The sequence below is a fragment of the Novosphingobium sp. BF6 genome (genome assembly GCF_058273105.1).
This window is the reverse complement of sequence record NZ_CM177775.1, coordinates 2,971,023-2,985,903: the sequence shown is the minus strand read 5'-3', so window position 1 is coordinate 2,985,903 and position 14,881 is coordinate 2,971,023. Positions and strand designations below refer to the sequence as shown.

The 14,881-nt window shown below is 62.7% G+C and carries 12 protein-coding genes and 1 tRNA gene; 5 read left to right on the top strand and 8 right to left on the bottom strand.

Features of this window, described 5'->3' with window-relative positions; translation table 11 throughout:
• Nucleotides 1–82: 82 nt before the first annotated feature.
• Both AC4D6D_RS14475 and AC4D6D_RS14470 read left to right on the top strand, forming a co-directional pair.
• Nucleotides 83–1,519 carry a flagellar hook-length control protein FliK gene (locus AC4D6D_RS14475; protein WP_491325847.1) on the top strand — a complete coding sequence of 479 codons (1,437 nt, stop codon included), beginning with the start codon at nucleotides 83–85 and terminating at the stop codon, nucleotides 1,517–1,519.
• Between the two features lie 12 nt (nucleotides 1,520–1,531).
• Nucleotides 1,532–2,206, top strand: a complete 675-nt coding sequence (locus AC4D6D_RS14470) for a flagellar hook capping FlgD N-terminal domain-containing protein (RefSeq protein ID WP_147219619.1) — start codon at nucleotides 1,532–1,534, stop codon at nucleotides 2,204–2,206.
• Between the two features lie 94 nt (nucleotides 2,207–2,300).
• On the opposite strand, the gene AC4D6D_RS14465 is transcribed toward AC4D6D_RS14470, so the two are convergent.
• The 3 genes from AC4D6D_RS14465 to AC4D6D_RS14455 all read right to left on the bottom strand — a co-directional run bounded on the left by AC4D6D_RS14465 (nucleotide 2,301) and on the right by AC4D6D_RS14455 (nucleotide 4,461).
• Nucleotides 2,301–2,498 carry a hypothetical protein gene (locus AC4D6D_RS14465; RefSeq protein WP_491325846.1) on the bottom strand — a complete coding sequence of 66 codons (198 nt, stop codon included), beginning with the start codon at nucleotides 2,496–2,498 and terminating at the stop codon, nucleotides 2,301–2,303.
• A gap of 510 nt (nucleotides 2,499–3,008) precedes the next feature.
• Complete coding sequence (locus AC4D6D_RS14460; protein ID WP_491325845.1) at nucleotides 3,009–3,680, bottom strand: peptidylprolyl isomerase; 672 nt, start codon at nucleotides 3,678–3,680, stop codon at nucleotides 3,009–3,011.
• 85 nt (nucleotides 3,681–3,765) lie between these two features.
• The gene (locus tag AC4D6D_RS14455) at nucleotides 3,766–4,461 is read right to left on the bottom strand and encodes a GcrA family cell cycle regulator (protein WP_491325844.1); all 696 of its coding nucleotides are present in this window, start codon (nucleotides 4,459–4,461) and stop codon (nucleotides 3,766–3,768) included.
• A 95-nt stretch (nucleotides 4,462–4,556) separates the two neighbouring features.
• Here AC4D6D_RS14455 and AC4D6D_RS14450 point away from each other — a divergent pair, with 95 nt between their 5' ends.
• Nucleotides 4,557–5,462, top strand: coding sequence for an ABC transporter permease (locus tag AC4D6D_RS14450; RefSeq protein WP_491325843.1), 906 nt, complete (start codon nucleotides 4,557–4,559; stop codon nucleotides 5,460–5,462).
• Between the two features lie 79 nt (nucleotides 5,463–5,541).
• Here AC4D6D_RS14450 and hspQ read toward each other — a convergent pair whose 3' ends face one another.
• Complete coding sequence (gene hspQ / locus AC4D6D_RS14445; RefSeq protein WP_491325842.1) at nucleotides 5,542–6,057, bottom strand: heat shock protein HspQ; 516 nt, start codon at nucleotides 6,055–6,057, stop codon at nucleotides 5,542–5,544.
• Nucleotides 6,058–6,075: 18 nt separating this feature from the next.
• Between hspQ and AC4D6D_RS14440 the strand changes: the two genes are divergently transcribed.
• Together AC4D6D_RS14440 and AC4D6D_RS14435 are read left to right on the top strand one after the other, a co-directional pair.
• Nucleotides 6,076–6,165, top strand: a tRNA-Ser gene (locus tag AC4D6D_RS14440).
• 85 nt (nucleotides 6,166–6,250) lie between these two features.
• Nucleotides 6,251–7,855 (top strand): site-specific integrase, encoded by a 1,605-nt coding sequence (locus AC4D6D_RS14435; RefSeq protein WP_491325841.1) that lies wholly within the window; start codon nucleotides 6,251–6,253, stop codon nucleotides 7,853–7,855.
• A 16-nt stretch (nucleotides 7,856–7,871) separates the two neighbouring features.
• On the opposite strand, the gene AC4D6D_RS14430 is transcribed toward AC4D6D_RS14435, so the two are convergent.
• From AC4D6D_RS14430 to AC4D6D_RS14415, 4 genes are read right to left on the bottom strand one after another with little or no spacing between them, the layout of a single operon-like run.
• Nucleotides 7,872–11,018, bottom strand: coding sequence for a type I restriction endonuclease subunit R (locus tag AC4D6D_RS14430; RefSeq protein WP_491325840.1), 3,147 nt, complete (start codon nucleotides 11,016–11,018; stop codon nucleotides 7,872–7,874).
• Complete coding sequence (locus AC4D6D_RS14425; protein WP_491325839.1) at nucleotides 11,018–12,031, bottom strand: DUF4268 domain-containing protein; 1,014 nt, start codon at nucleotides 12,029–12,031, stop codon at nucleotides 11,018–11,020. The genes AC4D6D_RS14430 and AC4D6D_RS14425 overlap by 1 nt, the downstream gene beginning before the upstream one ends.
• Nucleotides 12,028–13,227: a restriction endonuclease subunit S gene (locus AC4D6D_RS14420; protein ID WP_491325838.1), complete on the bottom strand. Its 1,200-nt coding sequence runs from the start codon at nucleotides 13,225–13,227 to the stop codon at nucleotides 12,028–12,030. The genes AC4D6D_RS14425 and AC4D6D_RS14420 overlap by 4 nt, the downstream gene beginning before the upstream one ends.
• Nucleotides 13,224–14,783 (bottom strand): type I restriction-modification system subunit M, encoded by a 1,560-nt coding sequence (locus AC4D6D_RS14415; protein WP_491325837.1) that lies wholly within the window; start codon nucleotides 14,781–14,783, stop codon nucleotides 13,224–13,226. Before AC4D6D_RS14415 ends, AC4D6D_RS14420 begins: the two co-directional genes overlap by 4 nt.
• Nucleotides 14,784–14,881 lie beyond the last annotated feature (98 nt).

The following is a 14,881-nucleotide window of genomic DNA, read 5'->3' as shown; positions in this document are numbered from 1 at the left end:
TACGGGATGCGCGACCGGCTGGGCCGCAATCCTTCTATGATGACATGATGGCCGCAGTTCGTCGGCCGGGAGACGCACAGTAATGCCGGTTTCCGTGAATTCCCTGTTTCCGATGGCGGCTGGAGCCGGGGGCGCAGTCTCTTCGGCCCCGGCGGCCGACAGCCTTGCCGGCGGCTTCACGAGTGCAGGCCAGGCCAAGGGGTCGTTCCAGTCTCTGCTGGGGGCTGCTCAGGCCGCTTCGACCACGACGGCTTCGCCTTCGAGCGCAGCGGCGGCGCCCGGTGCGGCGCAGTCTGCCGATCTCCTCGCCGCTGCGCCTCCCCCGGTCGATACGCTTGTCGGCGAGGCGACCGCCTTGCCGCAGATCGCCGCCGAAACGCCGGTGCAGGACGCTATTGCCGCCCAGACCAAGGGCCCGTCGGCCAAGCCGACCGAAGCGGCCCATGCCGTGGCGGCCGATCATATCAAGCCGCAGGTGGCGACCGGAGAACCGATCCTTCCGCAACTGGTAAAGCAGGCCGCTTCGTCTGAACCCGCAGCGCCGACTGCGGATACGGAGACGTCGGACGCGGATGCCAGCCCGGCGCAGGACGATGCCGAGGCGCCGGTGGCGAAGCACGGGGAGGGTGATGCTTCGGCCCTCGTCCTCGCCGTTCCGACGCAGACATCCCACACTTCTCCGAACGCCGCCATGGCCGGTGCGGCCTCGATCCAGCCGCAACTCGCGGCCACCCCGCAGGACGTGCACGATGTTGCCGCTGCCGATGCCGCGAAGGGATCGGCAGAAGGCTTCGGCAAAGTCGCCTCCAAGCTCGGTAAAGCGGGCGGCCCGGTCGCATCCACTCCCTTCGAGGGGGCAGCGCAGGAGTCTGCCGGTTCGCGCAGCCAAAGCGCCGGTCAAGGAGGCACGACTTCGACCGCCGCGACGGTCGACGCTGCCCCCGATCAGGGTTCCGGCTCTTCGGACGCAAGCCTTTCCGCACCGCTGTTCAGCCAGACGCTGGCGGGCACGGCCAGCCGCCCCGGCGCGCTGCCATACACGCCGACCGCGCATTCCGCGCCGCAGAGCGCCACGGTGTCCGTCCAGCAGGGCCAGTTCGGCAACGATATCGGCGTGGAAATCGCCCGCGCGCTCGACAAGGGCGGCGACGACCTGCTGATCCGTCTCGATCCGCGCCACATGGGCCGGATCGATGTGCGGCTTTCTTTCGACCACGACGGTGTCCTGCGCGCAGTCCTCTCGGCCGACAGCGCCTCCTCGCTGGACATGCTGCGCCGGGAAAGCACCGATCTGAACCGTGCCCTGGCCGATGCCGGTGTGCGCAGCGACGGCCAGTCCCTGCGCTTCGACAGCCGCTCCGGCGGGCAGGGCAGCGGGCAGCGCTGGCAGGGCGATCAGCAGGGGCAGCAGCAGGCCGGCCTCTCGTCCCGTGGCGGCCTGCCGGACGGCTTCGGCGGGAGCGACGACCCGATCTATCGGTCGCTGCGCAGCAGCGGCCATGTCGATCTCATGGCATAAGGCACTAGAGCAATGACCACCATTTCAGACACGTCTTCCACCACGGCGAAAAATGCCGCGGCGGCCCCGTCGTCCGGCCTGCTGGCCGACTACAACCTGTTCCTCAAGCTGCTGACGACGCAGATGACGCACCAGGACCCGCTCGACCCGATGGACACCTCCGAATATACCCAGCAGCTGGTGCAGTATTCGCAGGTCGAACAGTCGATCCAGCAGACCGGCAAGCTCGGCGATATCCTCGGCCAGCTGGCCTCGCAGCAGATGTCGGCGGCCTCGAACTACATCGGCCGCGAGGCGCGCTTCGATTCTCCGGTGGCCGGTCTTGGCGATGCTCCGGCGCACTGGACCTATTACGTCGACGGAACACCTGCCGCGATCACCGCGACGATCAAGGATTCCGCAGGCAAGGTCATCAACACGGTGACGCTCGACGCCAAAACGCAGGGCTCCTACCAGTGGGACGGCACCAAGGCCGACGGCACAAAGGCTGATAAGGGCGCCTATACGCTCTCGGTGGAGGCGAAGGATAGTGCCGGAAACAAGCTGGACACCACGATCAACTCGGTGGCGGTCGTCAACGATGTCGTGACCGACGGGACCAACATCATGCTGGGCGTGAACGGTATCCGCATGTCCGCTTCGGGCCTCGTTGCCATCGCTGCGGCGGGCACGAATATCGACAGTTGAGAGGAGACCGGAAGGTCCGCCGAAAGGGGATCTTCCGGCAACCATCGCTGGAAGACGAAGCGCCCCCGAACCATGGTTCGGGGGCGCTTTTCGTTCAGGACTGGCCTACCGTGCTGCGACAGAGATCCCTGTCGATGACGGTGACCATGCCGGGACTTTCCGAGGCCTGCAACGCCACGTCGAGACGCGTGCAGCCCGGTATGCGATCCGGCAGAGCCAGGACCATCAGGCAGTCCGCAACCGACGGGTCGTCGATCGGGCCGATCAGTTCGTCGACTTCTTCATACGACATCTCCGATTGGCTCATGCAGCGAAGCGCAGCCGCCTGCCAAAGCTGAGAAGTTGAATCAACTCTCAATTTCAGCGAGAACCAGAACTCTTCGTGCGAAACAACAGTCGGACCGGCATCGCCGGCACAATTGAATGGTAAATTTTCTATCATCGCACTCTCAACAGTACATCAGACCGAATAGATGCAGTCCGTGCCCCCGGACCTGAGAGGTAATTCCACAACCCCTGAGCAGAGCAATGGCTGCGGGCCTCAACAGGACCAACTAAGGGATTTCCCGTAATCGATCAGAAACGGGGTAAACCATTTCTTACCGGTCCAATTCGGACATTGATCTGGATCAATTGCGGGATCGTGACGCGTTGAGAAAAAAGGGGATTATCCGTGAAAGAAACGTCACATGGAGGCGCGCCGCCTATAGCAAGGGCAGGCCGAGGCGGGGATGAAATCTTGTTAACAGGGGGGCGCGGAGCCGCCCAAGCGGCCAACGGCGCCTTGCAGCGCCGCGCCCGGTCAGGGCGTGGCGGAAGAGCGGGCTGCTTCCGGCGTTTCCGGCGATGGTGTCGACGACGGCGGGGCGGCAACCCGGCGGGCGCTGATGATCTTCACCGGCGGCTCCAGCATCTGCCCTTTCATCACGCCTTCGCCCTTGGTGGCCGAGCGTGGCTCGTCCCAAATCCTGCGCACCACGTCCATGCCGGACACGACATGGCCGAAAGCCGCGAAACCGGCGCGACTTTCCGGATTGTCGGAATCGGGCTGGGCGTCGAGCGAGGGAATGTCGCCGAGCATGATGGTGAAGTCGGCGGTGGCACTGCCGGGCGCGAAACGCGCCATCGAGATCGTTCCGGCCTTGTGGCTGATGCCGGTCGCGCTGGTCGGCTCGTGCGCCACGGGAGGGAAGACGTTCACACCCTGAAGGCCGCCCTGGAGCAGGCCGTTGGGCGCTTCGCCCCAGTCGAGGTGCATGGCGCGGTAGAAGTTCGCGCCGTCGAAGCGCTTGCTGTCGACGTACTTGAGGAAATTGGCGACGGTGAGCGGCGCGTGGGTCTTGTCGAGATCCAGCACGATCACCCCGGCATGGGTGGTCAGCGCTACATAGACATGCTCGACGGGCGTTGCCGGAACAGGTGCGGCGGATGCCGCCGTCGCCGGAACATCCTGGGCTTGCGCAGGAGCTGCCATGGCCAGAACGGCACCGGCTATGAACAGAAAGGACGCGGCAGGCAGCCGGATTGCCGACACCGCTTGCCGCGTCTTTCTCATGGGATCAGCGAACCCGCGGACCGCCGAAAGGCAGCGGCGGGGGAGGACGGCGGGCGCCGCGCGGAAGCTGGGCCTGATAGGCGCGGCCGCAATGCTCGACGCAATAAGGGAAGCCGGGGTTCACCTTGTCGCCGCAGAAGTGGAAGTCCGGCTCGCCGGGGTGGCCCATCGGCCAGCGGCAGACGCGGTCGTTGAGGTCCAGCAGGCTGGTCTTGTCTGCGATCTCGGGGCTCGGTTTGGCCGGGATGAGGCGGCGCGGCGGTGCGGGCGGGATCGGCTGCTGCTGATCGCCGGGGCCCTGGCGCAGGAAGCCGCCGGGGCCGACCGAGACCACGCGCGGTCCCTTGGGCGCGACCGGCGCGGCGTCGTCGGCTGCGACCGGCGCAGCAGCGGGTTGCGGCGCACGCGGCGCAGGTGCCGCAGGCGGCGGCGCGGCGCGCACGACCGGGGCCTCGACCTTGGGTTCGGGCGCAGCGGGCGCGGCCTCGACCGGCTTCGGCTTCTTGGGCGCGGGCGCCGGGCGCGCGGGCTTCTCATTGGCCTTCACCGGGGAGGGGCGTGCCTTGAGGCCGAGGCGGTGGGCCTTGCCGATCACCGCATTGCGGCTTACGCCGCCGAGTTCGTCCGCGATCTGGCTGGCGGTGGCTCCGCCCTCCCACATCTTGGTCAGCTTCTCGATCCGCTCGTCCGTCCAGCTCATTCGTGTTCCATCTCTTCATCGGGCGAAGTGAGAATCGCCCCAAAATTCCGTGGCGCGGCTTGCCTTGGAAAGCCGCAGCCGATACTCGCCGGTCCATGCCCGATCAAACGAATTCGACCGACCTGCCGACCTCCGGAGGGATCGTGCCCGAAAGCATCGCATCCCGGACAGTGCCGGCCCGCCAGTTCCCGGCGAAGGGAGAACCCCTGATCCACCAGGTGAACTGGGAGGGGCTCAAGACCCTTTATATGAAGGAGGTCAGGCGCTTCTTCAAGGTCCAGACCCAGACGATCTGGGCACCGGCGATCACGACCCTGCTATTCCTGGTGATCTTCACCGTGGCGATGGGCCGGGGCGGGCGCGAAGTGCTCGGCGTCAACTTCGCGACATTCGTGGCGCCCGGCCTGATCGTCATGGGCATGATGCAGAACGCTTTTGCCAATGCCGCCTTTGCGTTCCTGGCGGGCAAGATCCAGGGCACGATCATCGACTACCTGATGCCGCCGCTCAGCGAGGGCGAGCTCATGCTGGCGATGATCGGCGCCTCGGTGACCCGTGCCGTGCTCGTCGGTCTGGCGTTGACGGGAGCCATGCTGCTCTGGCCCGGCGTCGATCTTTCGATGGCGCATCCCTGGGCCGTCGTGTGGTTCGGCCTGACCGGCGCGGTCTTCCTCTCGCTCCTTGGTCTGCTCTCGTCGATCTGGGCCGAGAAATTCGATCACAATGCTGCCGTCACCAATTTCGTGATCGCGCCGCTCTCGCTGCTGTCGGGCACGTTCTACGTGATCGACAACCTGGCGCCGACATTCCAGGTGATCAGCCGCCTGAACCCGTTCTTCTATGTGATCTCGGGCTTCCGTTTCGGTTTCCTCGGCGTCAGCGACATCGGCGACACCAATATGGCGGTGCTGCACAGCGCACTGGGCATGGGCCTGCTTGACGCCGTGCTCGCCGGGATCGTCTACATGGTTCTGCGGTCGGGCTGGAAGATCAAGGGCTGACTGCCTGCCCGAAGACCGGATGCATACGAAAAACCCCCGGCCGGATATCCCGGTCGGGGGTTTTTCGTATGCCGGTGGCTCAGTGCGTCAATCCGCGCCGCAAGTGATAGCGTCCGTTGTCGAAATCCTCGAAGATCTGTGAAAGCGAGGGGTGGTCGACCGGCCCGCCGTCTGCGTCGGACATCAGGTTCTGCTGGCTGACATAGGCGACATAACTGGATTCCTCGTTCTCGGCGAGGAGGTGGTAATAAGGCTGGTCGCGCCGCGGGCGCAGGTTGAGGGGGATGGATTCGTACCATTCCTCGCTGTTCGCGAAGACCGGATCGATATCGAAGATGACGCCGCGAAAGTCGTGATTCTTGTGGCGAACGACATCGCCGATCCCGAATCGCGCTCGTGTTTCACGCGGTGCATCGATGATGCGGCCGGCCGTCGGAGAAAAAAATGAGGCCTTGTTCATGCAGGAAATATAGGTTTCCTGCGGTTCGCTCACAAGGAATGCTTGTGGATAATCCCCATTTTTGAAAAGAGGGGCTTGGCAAGCCTGAAAGGTCACGCTAGTGGCGCGCTTCCCGACCCGATGGAGACCTTCCATCGCTATCGCATCTCTAGCGGAGAGGTGGCAGAGTGGTCGAATGCGCTGCACTCGAAATGCAGTGTACGGGCAACCGTACCGTGGGTTCGAATCCCACCCTCTCCGCCAAGAGCTCCTGCAAGCCGCAGGTTCCCTAAAATCTGGTGATTTCTGCCACTTCTGATGCTGCCTCAGGTACAAAAGGCAGGTACAGATGGCCATCAGAATGGCTAAGCTCACACGAACTCCCACGGGTCTCTGGACGGCCCGCAAAGTGATCCCGGCAGACGTTCGCGGTGCCTACGGGAAACGCGAGGAAAAGCCGACGTGGCCCGCCTCGCTCACGCAGGGCCAAGCCCGCGCGGAGTTCGGTGTCTGGCTCGCCGGTGTCGAAGACCGAATCGCCTTCTTGAGGTCCTCCAGTGACGGGCCCTCCGTCGATCTGAGTGAGCGCCAGGTGGTTGCGTTGGCAGGCAAGTGGTATCGCCAACTTGAGGAACGCTTCGGCGACAATCCGGGCGACGAAGAGGGTTGGGATATGACCCTTGAGAGCCTGTGCCCCGAAGAAACCGAGGAATCCTATCAGGCTTATGTGAGGGGCGATGATCGGCCATTCGAGGGGCCGTGGCGCATTACCCCTTTTCTGGAAGCCGAACTGCTCGGCCTTCTAGACGAGGAACAACTGAAGATTACCGCGCGGGCCACCGAGCGTTTGCAGCAGGAGATGGCTGGCCTGTACGCTGCTTTCTGCGGTCTCATGACGCGCCGCGCGAATGGTGACTATGGAGCCGATACGCTCGTAACAAGACTGCCCACTTGGGAGTCTCCTGTTTCGAAGACGATCCAGCCAGTCGTTTCAGCGGCAGGCCCGACCATCACAAGCTTGTTCGAGGGTTACGTTGTCGAGCGCAAGCCATCGCCCGCCACAGTGAAAGCGTGGAAGCGCTTCATTGCCATGCTGGTTGATTTCCTCGGCCATGACGATGCGTCGCGTATCACTGCCGACGATGTAGTTCGTTGGAAGGAGCATCTGCTCACCGAGCCGAACAAGAAGGGCGAACTTCGCTCGGCACGGACCGTCCGTGAAACTTACCTCGCTGCGGCGAAGACGGTTTTCGGTTGGGGCAAAGAGAATCGCCGCATCGCGGACAACCCTGCGACGGGCATCACCGTTCGCGGTGAGAAGAAGCGCAAGCGGCTGAGGGACGCAGGCTTCACGAACGATGAAGCGCTCATCATCCTGCGCGCCACGTTGAAGCCGGTTACGGGTAATATCTCACGCCACCACGCCCTTGCTCGTCGATGGGTGCCATGGCTGTGCGCCTATTCCGGTGCGCGCGTGAACGAGATCACCCAACTGCGGAAGCAGGACATCATGCGTCAGGACGGCGTCTGGGCCATGAACATCACGCCCGAAGCTGGTGGCGTGAAGACCAACGAAGCTCGCATGGTCCCGCTGCACTCCCACCTTGTCGACCAGGGCTTCCTGAAGTTCGTGGATGGCGCTTCAGATGGCCCGCTCTTCTATGACCCCAAAGGGCACCGAGGCGGCACTGAGGGCAATCCGCAGTATAAGAAGGTCGGTGAGAGGCTGGCGTCGTGGGTCCGTTCGCTAGGCGTGACCGATGAGAACGTCGCGCCGAATCATGGCTGGCGGCATAGATTCAAGACGGTCGCCCGTGGTGCCCGCATGGACCCCGAGGCGCGAGCAGTGATCCCCGGACATGCTCCGAAGACTGAGGGTGAAGCTTACGGGACGTGGCCGCTGGAGCAACTCGCGGTGGAAATCGAACGCCTTCCTAGGTTTGATTTGGGATGACGCCGACGGTGCCACGTCAGGCGTATCGTTGCAGAACGAAGTCCCAGACCTGATGGACCTTCATGTCCCATAGGTCTTGCGGGTAGGGAGCTTCGGGAAGTTCATTCAAACGCTGCCTGATGGTGGTCCACACGGCGCCACGAGTTTGCTGGTTGCCGATCCAGTTGACGGCCTCGACAAGCTCATTGAGCTTTTCCAGAAGGTGTCGGGCGACCGTCTTGACCTCGATCTCCTGGGCCTTGGTCAGCTTCGGCTCAGGAGTCGTCAGCAGGTCGAAGATCGCGAGTTCCTCTTCGGATAGCCCTTCGCGGGCGGCCCGTTGTTCTTCCCGGCTCAGGCCGGCGACAAAGTCCTTGAGGGCATCGAAGAAGCGTTCGGCGTCAATTGACCCGGCGTTATATTCGGCGACCAGCTTCTCAAGCCGCTCTACCAGTGCGACCCGTGTCGGGTTCTGCTGAGCCATCCTGTCGGCTTGTTCCTCGGCCTCCTCTCGAAGGCGCTCGGCGGCAACCTTTGGGTTGGTCTCGAACAGTTTGGCCAACGCCTCGAAGTCGATGCCGGAGAGGTCCAAGCGGCCCTCTGCAGTGTCGCCCTCGACAATAGGCGTTAGTATCGCCACCCCCTCCAGTTTCTCGTCGATGATCTGTGCGATGCGGTCGGAAATGGCCGAGATGTCGACCGGACCCAACTTGGCCCGGACCGCGTCTGAGAGCGTGTGGGCAACAGCGACGGGCTTGAGGAAGGGAGCCGCCCTCTCGTCGGGCAGCAGCGCCTTGTAGGCGTTGGTGACGTTGCCCGTGAGACGCAGGAACTCGCGGCGACGGTCATCGGGCGCCACCAAGGCCTCCACTGCCGCTCCGATAAGCTTCAGCCGTTCGAAGCCGGTCACGGCAATGATCGCGTCCATGTCGACACCCAAAGGTCCAGCGAAGGCCCGAGCGGTGGCCAAGGCGTCCTCAAGGACCCGCACGAGCTCCTCTTTATTCTGGATGGGGCTCTCGCCTTTGTCTCCCTCGCTAGTTCCCCCCGCGTAGACCGCCAGGGCCTTCTGGAGGTTGTTGAAGACGCCCACGTAATCGACAATGACGCCCGACGTCTTGCCTTCAGCGCGGCGGTTGGCGCGGGCGATGGTCTGCATGAGCGTGTGATTCTTCATCGGCTTGTCGAGGTAGACGGTGCCGATGGAGGGCACGTCGAAGCCGGTGATCCACATGGCGCACACGAACACAAGGCGCAGCGGGTCGTCTTTATCCTTGAACTTCGCTTCCAGGTCCTCCCGCTGCATCCGCTCGCGGTGAGGCAGGATGTCGAGCCCCTTCTTCCTGAGGTCATCTATCTCGTTTTGACCCTGCGAAACGACCACGGCCATATCCAGCTCTCGGAGCCAGACGAGGCGTTCGGCAATCGCAGCCCCCTCGGCCTCGTGCGCGGTTCTGAGCTTCGCCTCGGCCTCGGCGATCAGCTTGGCGACTGACGCCTTTACCCGGTCATGCATGGCGACGGCGGTGGCCTTGTCGATTGCCACGAACATCGCTTTGCCCCTGTAGCCCCGCTGGGCGAAGTGGAGGGCGACGTCGTCAGCTACCTTGTCCAATCGGTCAGGCGCCGTGATCAACGTGTATTGGCGGGCGAACTGGCGCTGTAGTTTCTTCTCCTGATCCTCGTCTAGGTCCGCGTCGTCCAGCAGTGCGTCCAGTTCCTCGCGTAGGGCGTCGGCATCCATCTGCAGCTCGGGTTTGCGGGCCTCATAGTAGAGCGGCACGGTCGCGCCGTCTTTCACCGACTGCGAGAAGTCGTAAATGGAAACGTAGTCGCCGAAGACCTCGCGGGTCTTGCTGTCGGCGCCCTTGATCAGAGGGGTCCCGGTGAAGCCGATGAACGCGGCGTTGGGCAACGCAGCCCGCATGTTCGCGGCAAGCTGATCATACTGGCTGCGGTGGGCCTCATCGGTCATGACGATGATGTCTGAGCGCTCCGAGAGGACCGGCATCGGCTCCTGATCTGCGGTGGAGAACTTCTGGATCAACGTGAAGACATAGCGCTCGTTGCCCGCCAGCAGTGTCTTGAGGTGCTCTCGGCTTCCTGCCTGGGTCTGGTCGATGTTCTTCGTTAGAGCCCCTACGGAGCCGAACTGCCCGGCAATCTGGTCGTCCAGTTCGGTTCGGTCGGTGACGATCACGAAGGTGTAGTTGCCGCCCAGCCGCCTAAGGACCTTCTCGGCGAACATCACCATAGACAGGCTCTTGCCGGAGCCTTGGGTGTGCCAGAAGACGCCTAGCTTGCCCTGGTTATCGCTGATGTGTTCCACTGCCTGGATGGCGCGGTTGACACCCAAGACCTGGTGATACTTGGCAACGACCTTGCGAAGACCTCCGGGAACCTCGTCGAAGAGCAAGAAGTTCTCGATCAGGTCCAGGAAGCGGGCAGGCTCGCAGGTGGCCCGCAGGATCGTCTCTAGGCTCGGGTCTTCAGGCGCTCCCTCCTCCAGCCGCTTCCACGGCGCGTAGAACTCGAAGGGCGCGTGGCTGGCCCCCATGACTGCCTCCAGGCCGTTCGACAGCAGTACGAAGCCGTTGGCATCGAACAAGCGCGGCACGGTGTCCTTGTAGTCGCGCAGGTTGTTCTCGTACGCGTCCGCAATCGGGCAGGTGGGCGCCTTCCATTCGGCTAGGAGTAGTGGCAGGCCATTGACGAAGCCGATGGTGTCCGGGCGGCGCTTATGGAGGACACCTTCGATCCAGACCTGGTTGGCGATAATGAAATCGTTGGCGTACGGGTCCTTCCAGTCGATCACGCGAACGAGCAGGTGGTCGAGCTTGCCATCGTCGCGCCGCACTTGGACGGGTACTCCGTCGACCAAGAGCCTGTGTAATTCTCTGTTCGCGCTGATTGGGGGCATTGCCGTACGGTCGCGGGTCAGTGCCTCCTCAGCCTGCTTAAGGGCTTCGGGTGGCATACCGGGATTGAGCGAGCCTAGAGCATTACGTAGTTGAGTCGGAAGGTAGGTCTGGCGGAAACTAGTGCGACCTGTCGTGTTCGTTGGGCCGAGGGCCTCACGCATCAGGTTGACTTGATCCCAGCCCAGCTCTCGCAGCAATGCAAGCGCGGGGCGTTCGACGATGCCGTCCTCCGAGGCGATGGTGGCGGTCAGCGAAGGTGCCATCAGGCTTCGTCCGCCTCCTCAGAGCCTACATCTTCGATAAGGTAGTCAGCGGCACTGCTCTGGCTGCTCAGGGAAAGAGCATACGGACGAAAGACCGAATAGAACCTTTCCAACTGCTCGACTAACCAAACGTGCTGAGAGGGCCAGTCGGCTTCGTTGGTGGGGTCCGTATTCTCGCGATAGAGAGCGATGCGGCTTTGCTTTTTGCCGTCCAGCCGTTGCCAGGAAAGCTGGCTGCCGATTGCGGCCTCGATTGCCTCGCGTTGGGCGAAAAGTTGGTCGAACCACACTTTACCCGGAGGCCCATTGAAACAAAACTCTGCCCAGATATGCTTTTTCTGAGAATTGACGCAGGCGCCCAACCACACGTCGGCGCGCCCGATTGCGAAGGTCGTCCACGACTGCGGCAAGGCCTTTCGGGCCCTGACTTTGCCCTTCTTGTCCAACATCAAGGTGCGCAGGCCCTGCCAGTAGTTCGCCTGCTGTTGCTTGAAATCGGACGGCGCGCTCTCTGCTGACTGCTGGACCTCGCGCGTCCATTCGTTGGGTTCCGCAGCGATGCTGAACATGGGGGCTGGGTCCGAGTTTCCAATCTGCCACAGCTCGACCTGCAGACCGAAGAACTGGTAGGCGTCGCTCGTGATTTCGTTCAGCCAGTCAAGCGCGGCCCTGTGTTCCTCGGCGAAGTCCTGCGCGACCCAGACAATAGTCGCTGCCTTCAGGCCCGCCGCGTAGGTCAGTAGTTGCCCCAGGTGGCGGTGGTCGGTCTTCTCCAACTGGTTTTCGATCAGAACCCAGTGCTCGTCAGGAGTGTCCGTTCGCTTGGCGAGGATATCCGCGCGAAAGGGGCCGACAAACTGCTCTACAGCCTCAACCTCCAAGTCCATACCCAGCGCATCCTGGAGCAGTTCCAGCCCGTCAGGGGAGGCCAACCAAGGTGTAAAGTGCGTTGTCTCGTTCGACCACCCCTGGCGTACGTCCAGGCGGATGACCTTGCCCAGTTTCACAGTCATGCGGCTAGCTCCAGCTCCCGTTCGGCGGTGTGGACCGAAAGCTGCCCCGAGATAAGCCGGGGAAGCAGAAGGTCGCGGGATGAGGCGAGACGCTCGTTAGCATGTTCGATAGCTCGGATGCTCTCAAAGTTCGTGAACGCAATGCGTTCGAACTTGTCGATCAGCGCTTGCGGGGCTGCGGGCAGCTTGATTCCGTTGATGTGGTTACGGTTCAGTGTTGGCACGGCCGCCCCTGTACTATGCTGCGCAAGGTCCATTCGGCGCAGCAGGAGCAGCGCGTAGGCGGGCCCGGCACGCCGGAACTCGCGGACGTACAGCGTCGTGTTTAGCGGCCAGAAGTTCTCCATCACCAGATGCACCTGACCGATGGTCCCCGAGCGCCCTGTCACGATACCGGGGGCTGTTATCTTCGCTTCCGCGTGGCCGCCGTGGAAGCCGCTTGCAGAAAAGACCGGGACGCTACCCTCCACCCGCTTGGATTTCGGCAAGTCGAAGCCACGCTGCAGGACTAGAAACTCCTCGAGAGGAGCGTAGACCCACCCTTTCGGCAACGGACCATCCGGGGTGTCGACGATGGGCACGCCCTTGTGGCCGGGGAAGCGGAAGCGGACGAACCACTCCTCGAACACCCCTCGCGCCATCTCTTCCAGCACCGCCACTTGGCGCCGGTTGACCGCGATCAGCTCGTCATAGGTCTCCAGGATCGCCGCGACACGCCGTTGAGCGTCGAGAGGGGGGAGCGCCACCTCAAGGCGTGCGAGAATGCCTTGGTTCAAGTTGTTGATGCTCGTCCCTCCGCCCTGGCTAGAGAGGTGACTGCGAACGCTGCCGCTTCGCAAAAGGTAAGCGAAGAAGCCCGGGTCAGCACGTTCGTCCGTGAAGCGCAGCCGGATTGTGAACCCTGAATGAGAAGTTGGCATCGGCGGGTCATCGGGGACCAAGAGCGATCGTCCGATGAGGTCGCGGTTGCCGTTCGAACGGACGAAAAGGATGTCGTGCTTTCGTAACAATGCCTCAGGGGTAGACAGCGCTGAAGGGTTCAACTCATCGAGGCCCGAAAAGTCCACGAACGAGTTGTTCTGGAAGTCCGAAACGCCGACGACGGCCAAACCCTTACCGCTATCGGCAGAAGAGTAGTTCAAACCGTTGCGAAAATCCGCCAGTTCTCCCAATGTGGTGGTGGGCCAATCACTCATATCGTCAGCACCTCGGCCACGTTCGCCGCGATCAGCGCCTGAAGTCGTGCCGCCTCGATGTTTAGCCCTTCCAACTCTTCCTGGAGGGCCTCCAACCGCTCCTTGAAATCAACATCGCCGACCTGCTCGCCGGGCGCCATGCCCACGTAGCGGCCAGGGTTGAGGCTCCAGTCCTGCGCGGCAATCTCGGCGCGGCTGGCCACTTTGCACAGGCCGGGAACATCTTTGTAACCATCATCGCCGAAGGTGTCAGTCATGCGCGGGCCGCTGTTTTCCTCCAGCTCTTCTTCCTCGCCACGCCAAAGGCGCACGATGTTGCCGAGGAACTCGACATGGTCGGGCGTGAAGTCGCGGTGGGCGCGGCTGACCTGGCGGAAGATATGGCGTGCGTCGATGAAGAGCACCTCGTCGGCCCGCGCGCCTTTGCGCTTGGCCTTATCGAGGAACCACAGTGTCACCGGTAGCGCCACAGTGAAGAACATGTTTGAGGAGGTCGAAATGATCACGTCCACCGCCTTGCTCTCGACGAGCTTGCGGCGCATCTCGCGTTCCGATCCGCCTGCGTCCGAGGCCGAGTTGGCCATGACGAAACCCGCCCGCCCGGTGTCGTTCAGTGCGGCGTTGAATAAGCCGATCCAGAGGTAGTTAGCGTTGTTGGTGGTTGGCACGCCAAGCGAGAACCTGGCGTCCACATGGCCTGCTTCGGTGACCAAGCGGCTACGGTCGACCTCCGACTGGTTGAAGGGCGGATTTGCCATCACGAAGTCGAACTTGCCGACCATGCCGTGGGGGTCTTCGTAGTAACTGTTGGCGATCTTGATGTCGCCCGAGAGGCCATGGACCGCGAGGTTGAGGCGAGCGAGCTTCTGGTTGTCCTGCATCTTCTCGGCGCCGTAGATGCCGATTTCGCGGGTCGGGTTCTTGTGGTGGCGCTTCACGAACTCGGCGCAGTGGACGAACATGCCACCTGAGCCACAAGCTGGGTCGAAAATCTTGCCGTGGTAGGGCTCCAGGACCTCGACAATCAGTTTCACGATAGAGGCGGGCGTGAAGTACTCGCCCCCTTTCTGCATAAAGTTGGACGCGAAGGCTCCCATAAAGTACTCGAAGATCAGGCCGTAGGCGTCTCCGTCGATCTTCAGCGGCTGGAGCAGGCGCAGAAGCTCCCTAAGGACGTCGTTGGGCAGCGATCCGTATCCCTGGGGCATCACGCCAGCCAGGTCTGGGTTGTGCTCCGTAATGGCTTTCATGGCCTCATTCAGGGCCTCAGCCAGGTTCTCGGTCTCCGGCAGAGCGAGCAGATAAGAGAACCGGGCATGATCAGGCAGGAACACCGCGCCGTGCCCGTGATAATCGCCTGGGGTGGGCTTCAGGCGCCCAGTAAAGGTCTTTGCCAGGTCAGCGTGGACCAGATCGAACTTCGCCTCCATCTGCCGCAGGGCGATCAACGCTAGGACTGGCTGCGCATACTGATCCGGGCGGAGATCGGTGTTCGTCCACAGCTGGTTAGCCGTCTGGAAAAGACGGCGCGTAAGTTCTTGAAGGTCGACTGACACTGAATGCCCTATGTAATGCGGAGGATGGCCGGAGGCTCAAGGACCTCTTTTCGCGTCGTGGGGCGTGGATAGCAACATCTAACGATGCTTCGACACGT

Coding starts and splice junctions, on each gene's coding strand:
- AC4D6D_RS14475 (WP_491325847.1), top strand. CDS start 83: ATGCCGGTTTCCGTGAATTCCCTGTTTCCGATGGCGGCTGGAGCCGGG.
- AC4D6D_RS14470 (WP_147219619.1), top strand. CDS start 1,532: ATGACCACCATTTCAGACACGTCTTCCACCACGGCGAAAAATGCCGCG.
- AC4D6D_RS14465 (WP_491325846.1), bottom strand. CDS start 2,498: ATGTCGTATGAAGAAGTCGACGAACTGATCGGCCCGATCGACGACCCG.
- AC4D6D_RS14460 (WP_491325845.1), bottom strand. CDS start 3,680: ATGGCAGCTCCTGCGCAAGCCCAGGATGTTCCGGCGACGGCGGCATCC.
- AC4D6D_RS14455 (WP_491325844.1), bottom strand. CDS start 4,461: ATGAGCTGGACGGACGAGCGGATCGAGAAGCTGACCAAGATGTGGGAG.
- AC4D6D_RS14450 (WP_491325843.1), top strand. CDS start 4,557: ATGCCCGATCAAACGAATTCGACCGACCTGCCGACCTCCGGAGGGATC.
- hspQ (WP_491325842.1), bottom strand. CDS start 6,057: ATGGAAGGTCTCCATCGGGTCGGGAAGCGCGCCACTAGCGTGACCTTT.
- AC4D6D_RS14435 (WP_491325841.1), top strand. CDS start 6,251: ATGGCCATCAGAATGGCTAAGCTCACACGAACTCCCACGGGTCTCTGG.
- AC4D6D_RS14430 (WP_491325840.1), bottom strand. CDS start 11,018: ATGGCACCTTCGCTGACCGCCACCATCGCCTCGGAGGACGGCATCGTC.
- AC4D6D_RS14425 (WP_491325839.1), bottom strand. CDS start 12,031: ATGACTGTGAAACTGGGCAAGGTCATCCGCCTGGACGTACGCCAGGGG.
- AC4D6D_RS14420 (WP_491325838.1), bottom strand. CDS start 13,227: ATGAGTGATTGGCCCACCACCACATTGGGAGAACTGGCGGATTTTCGC.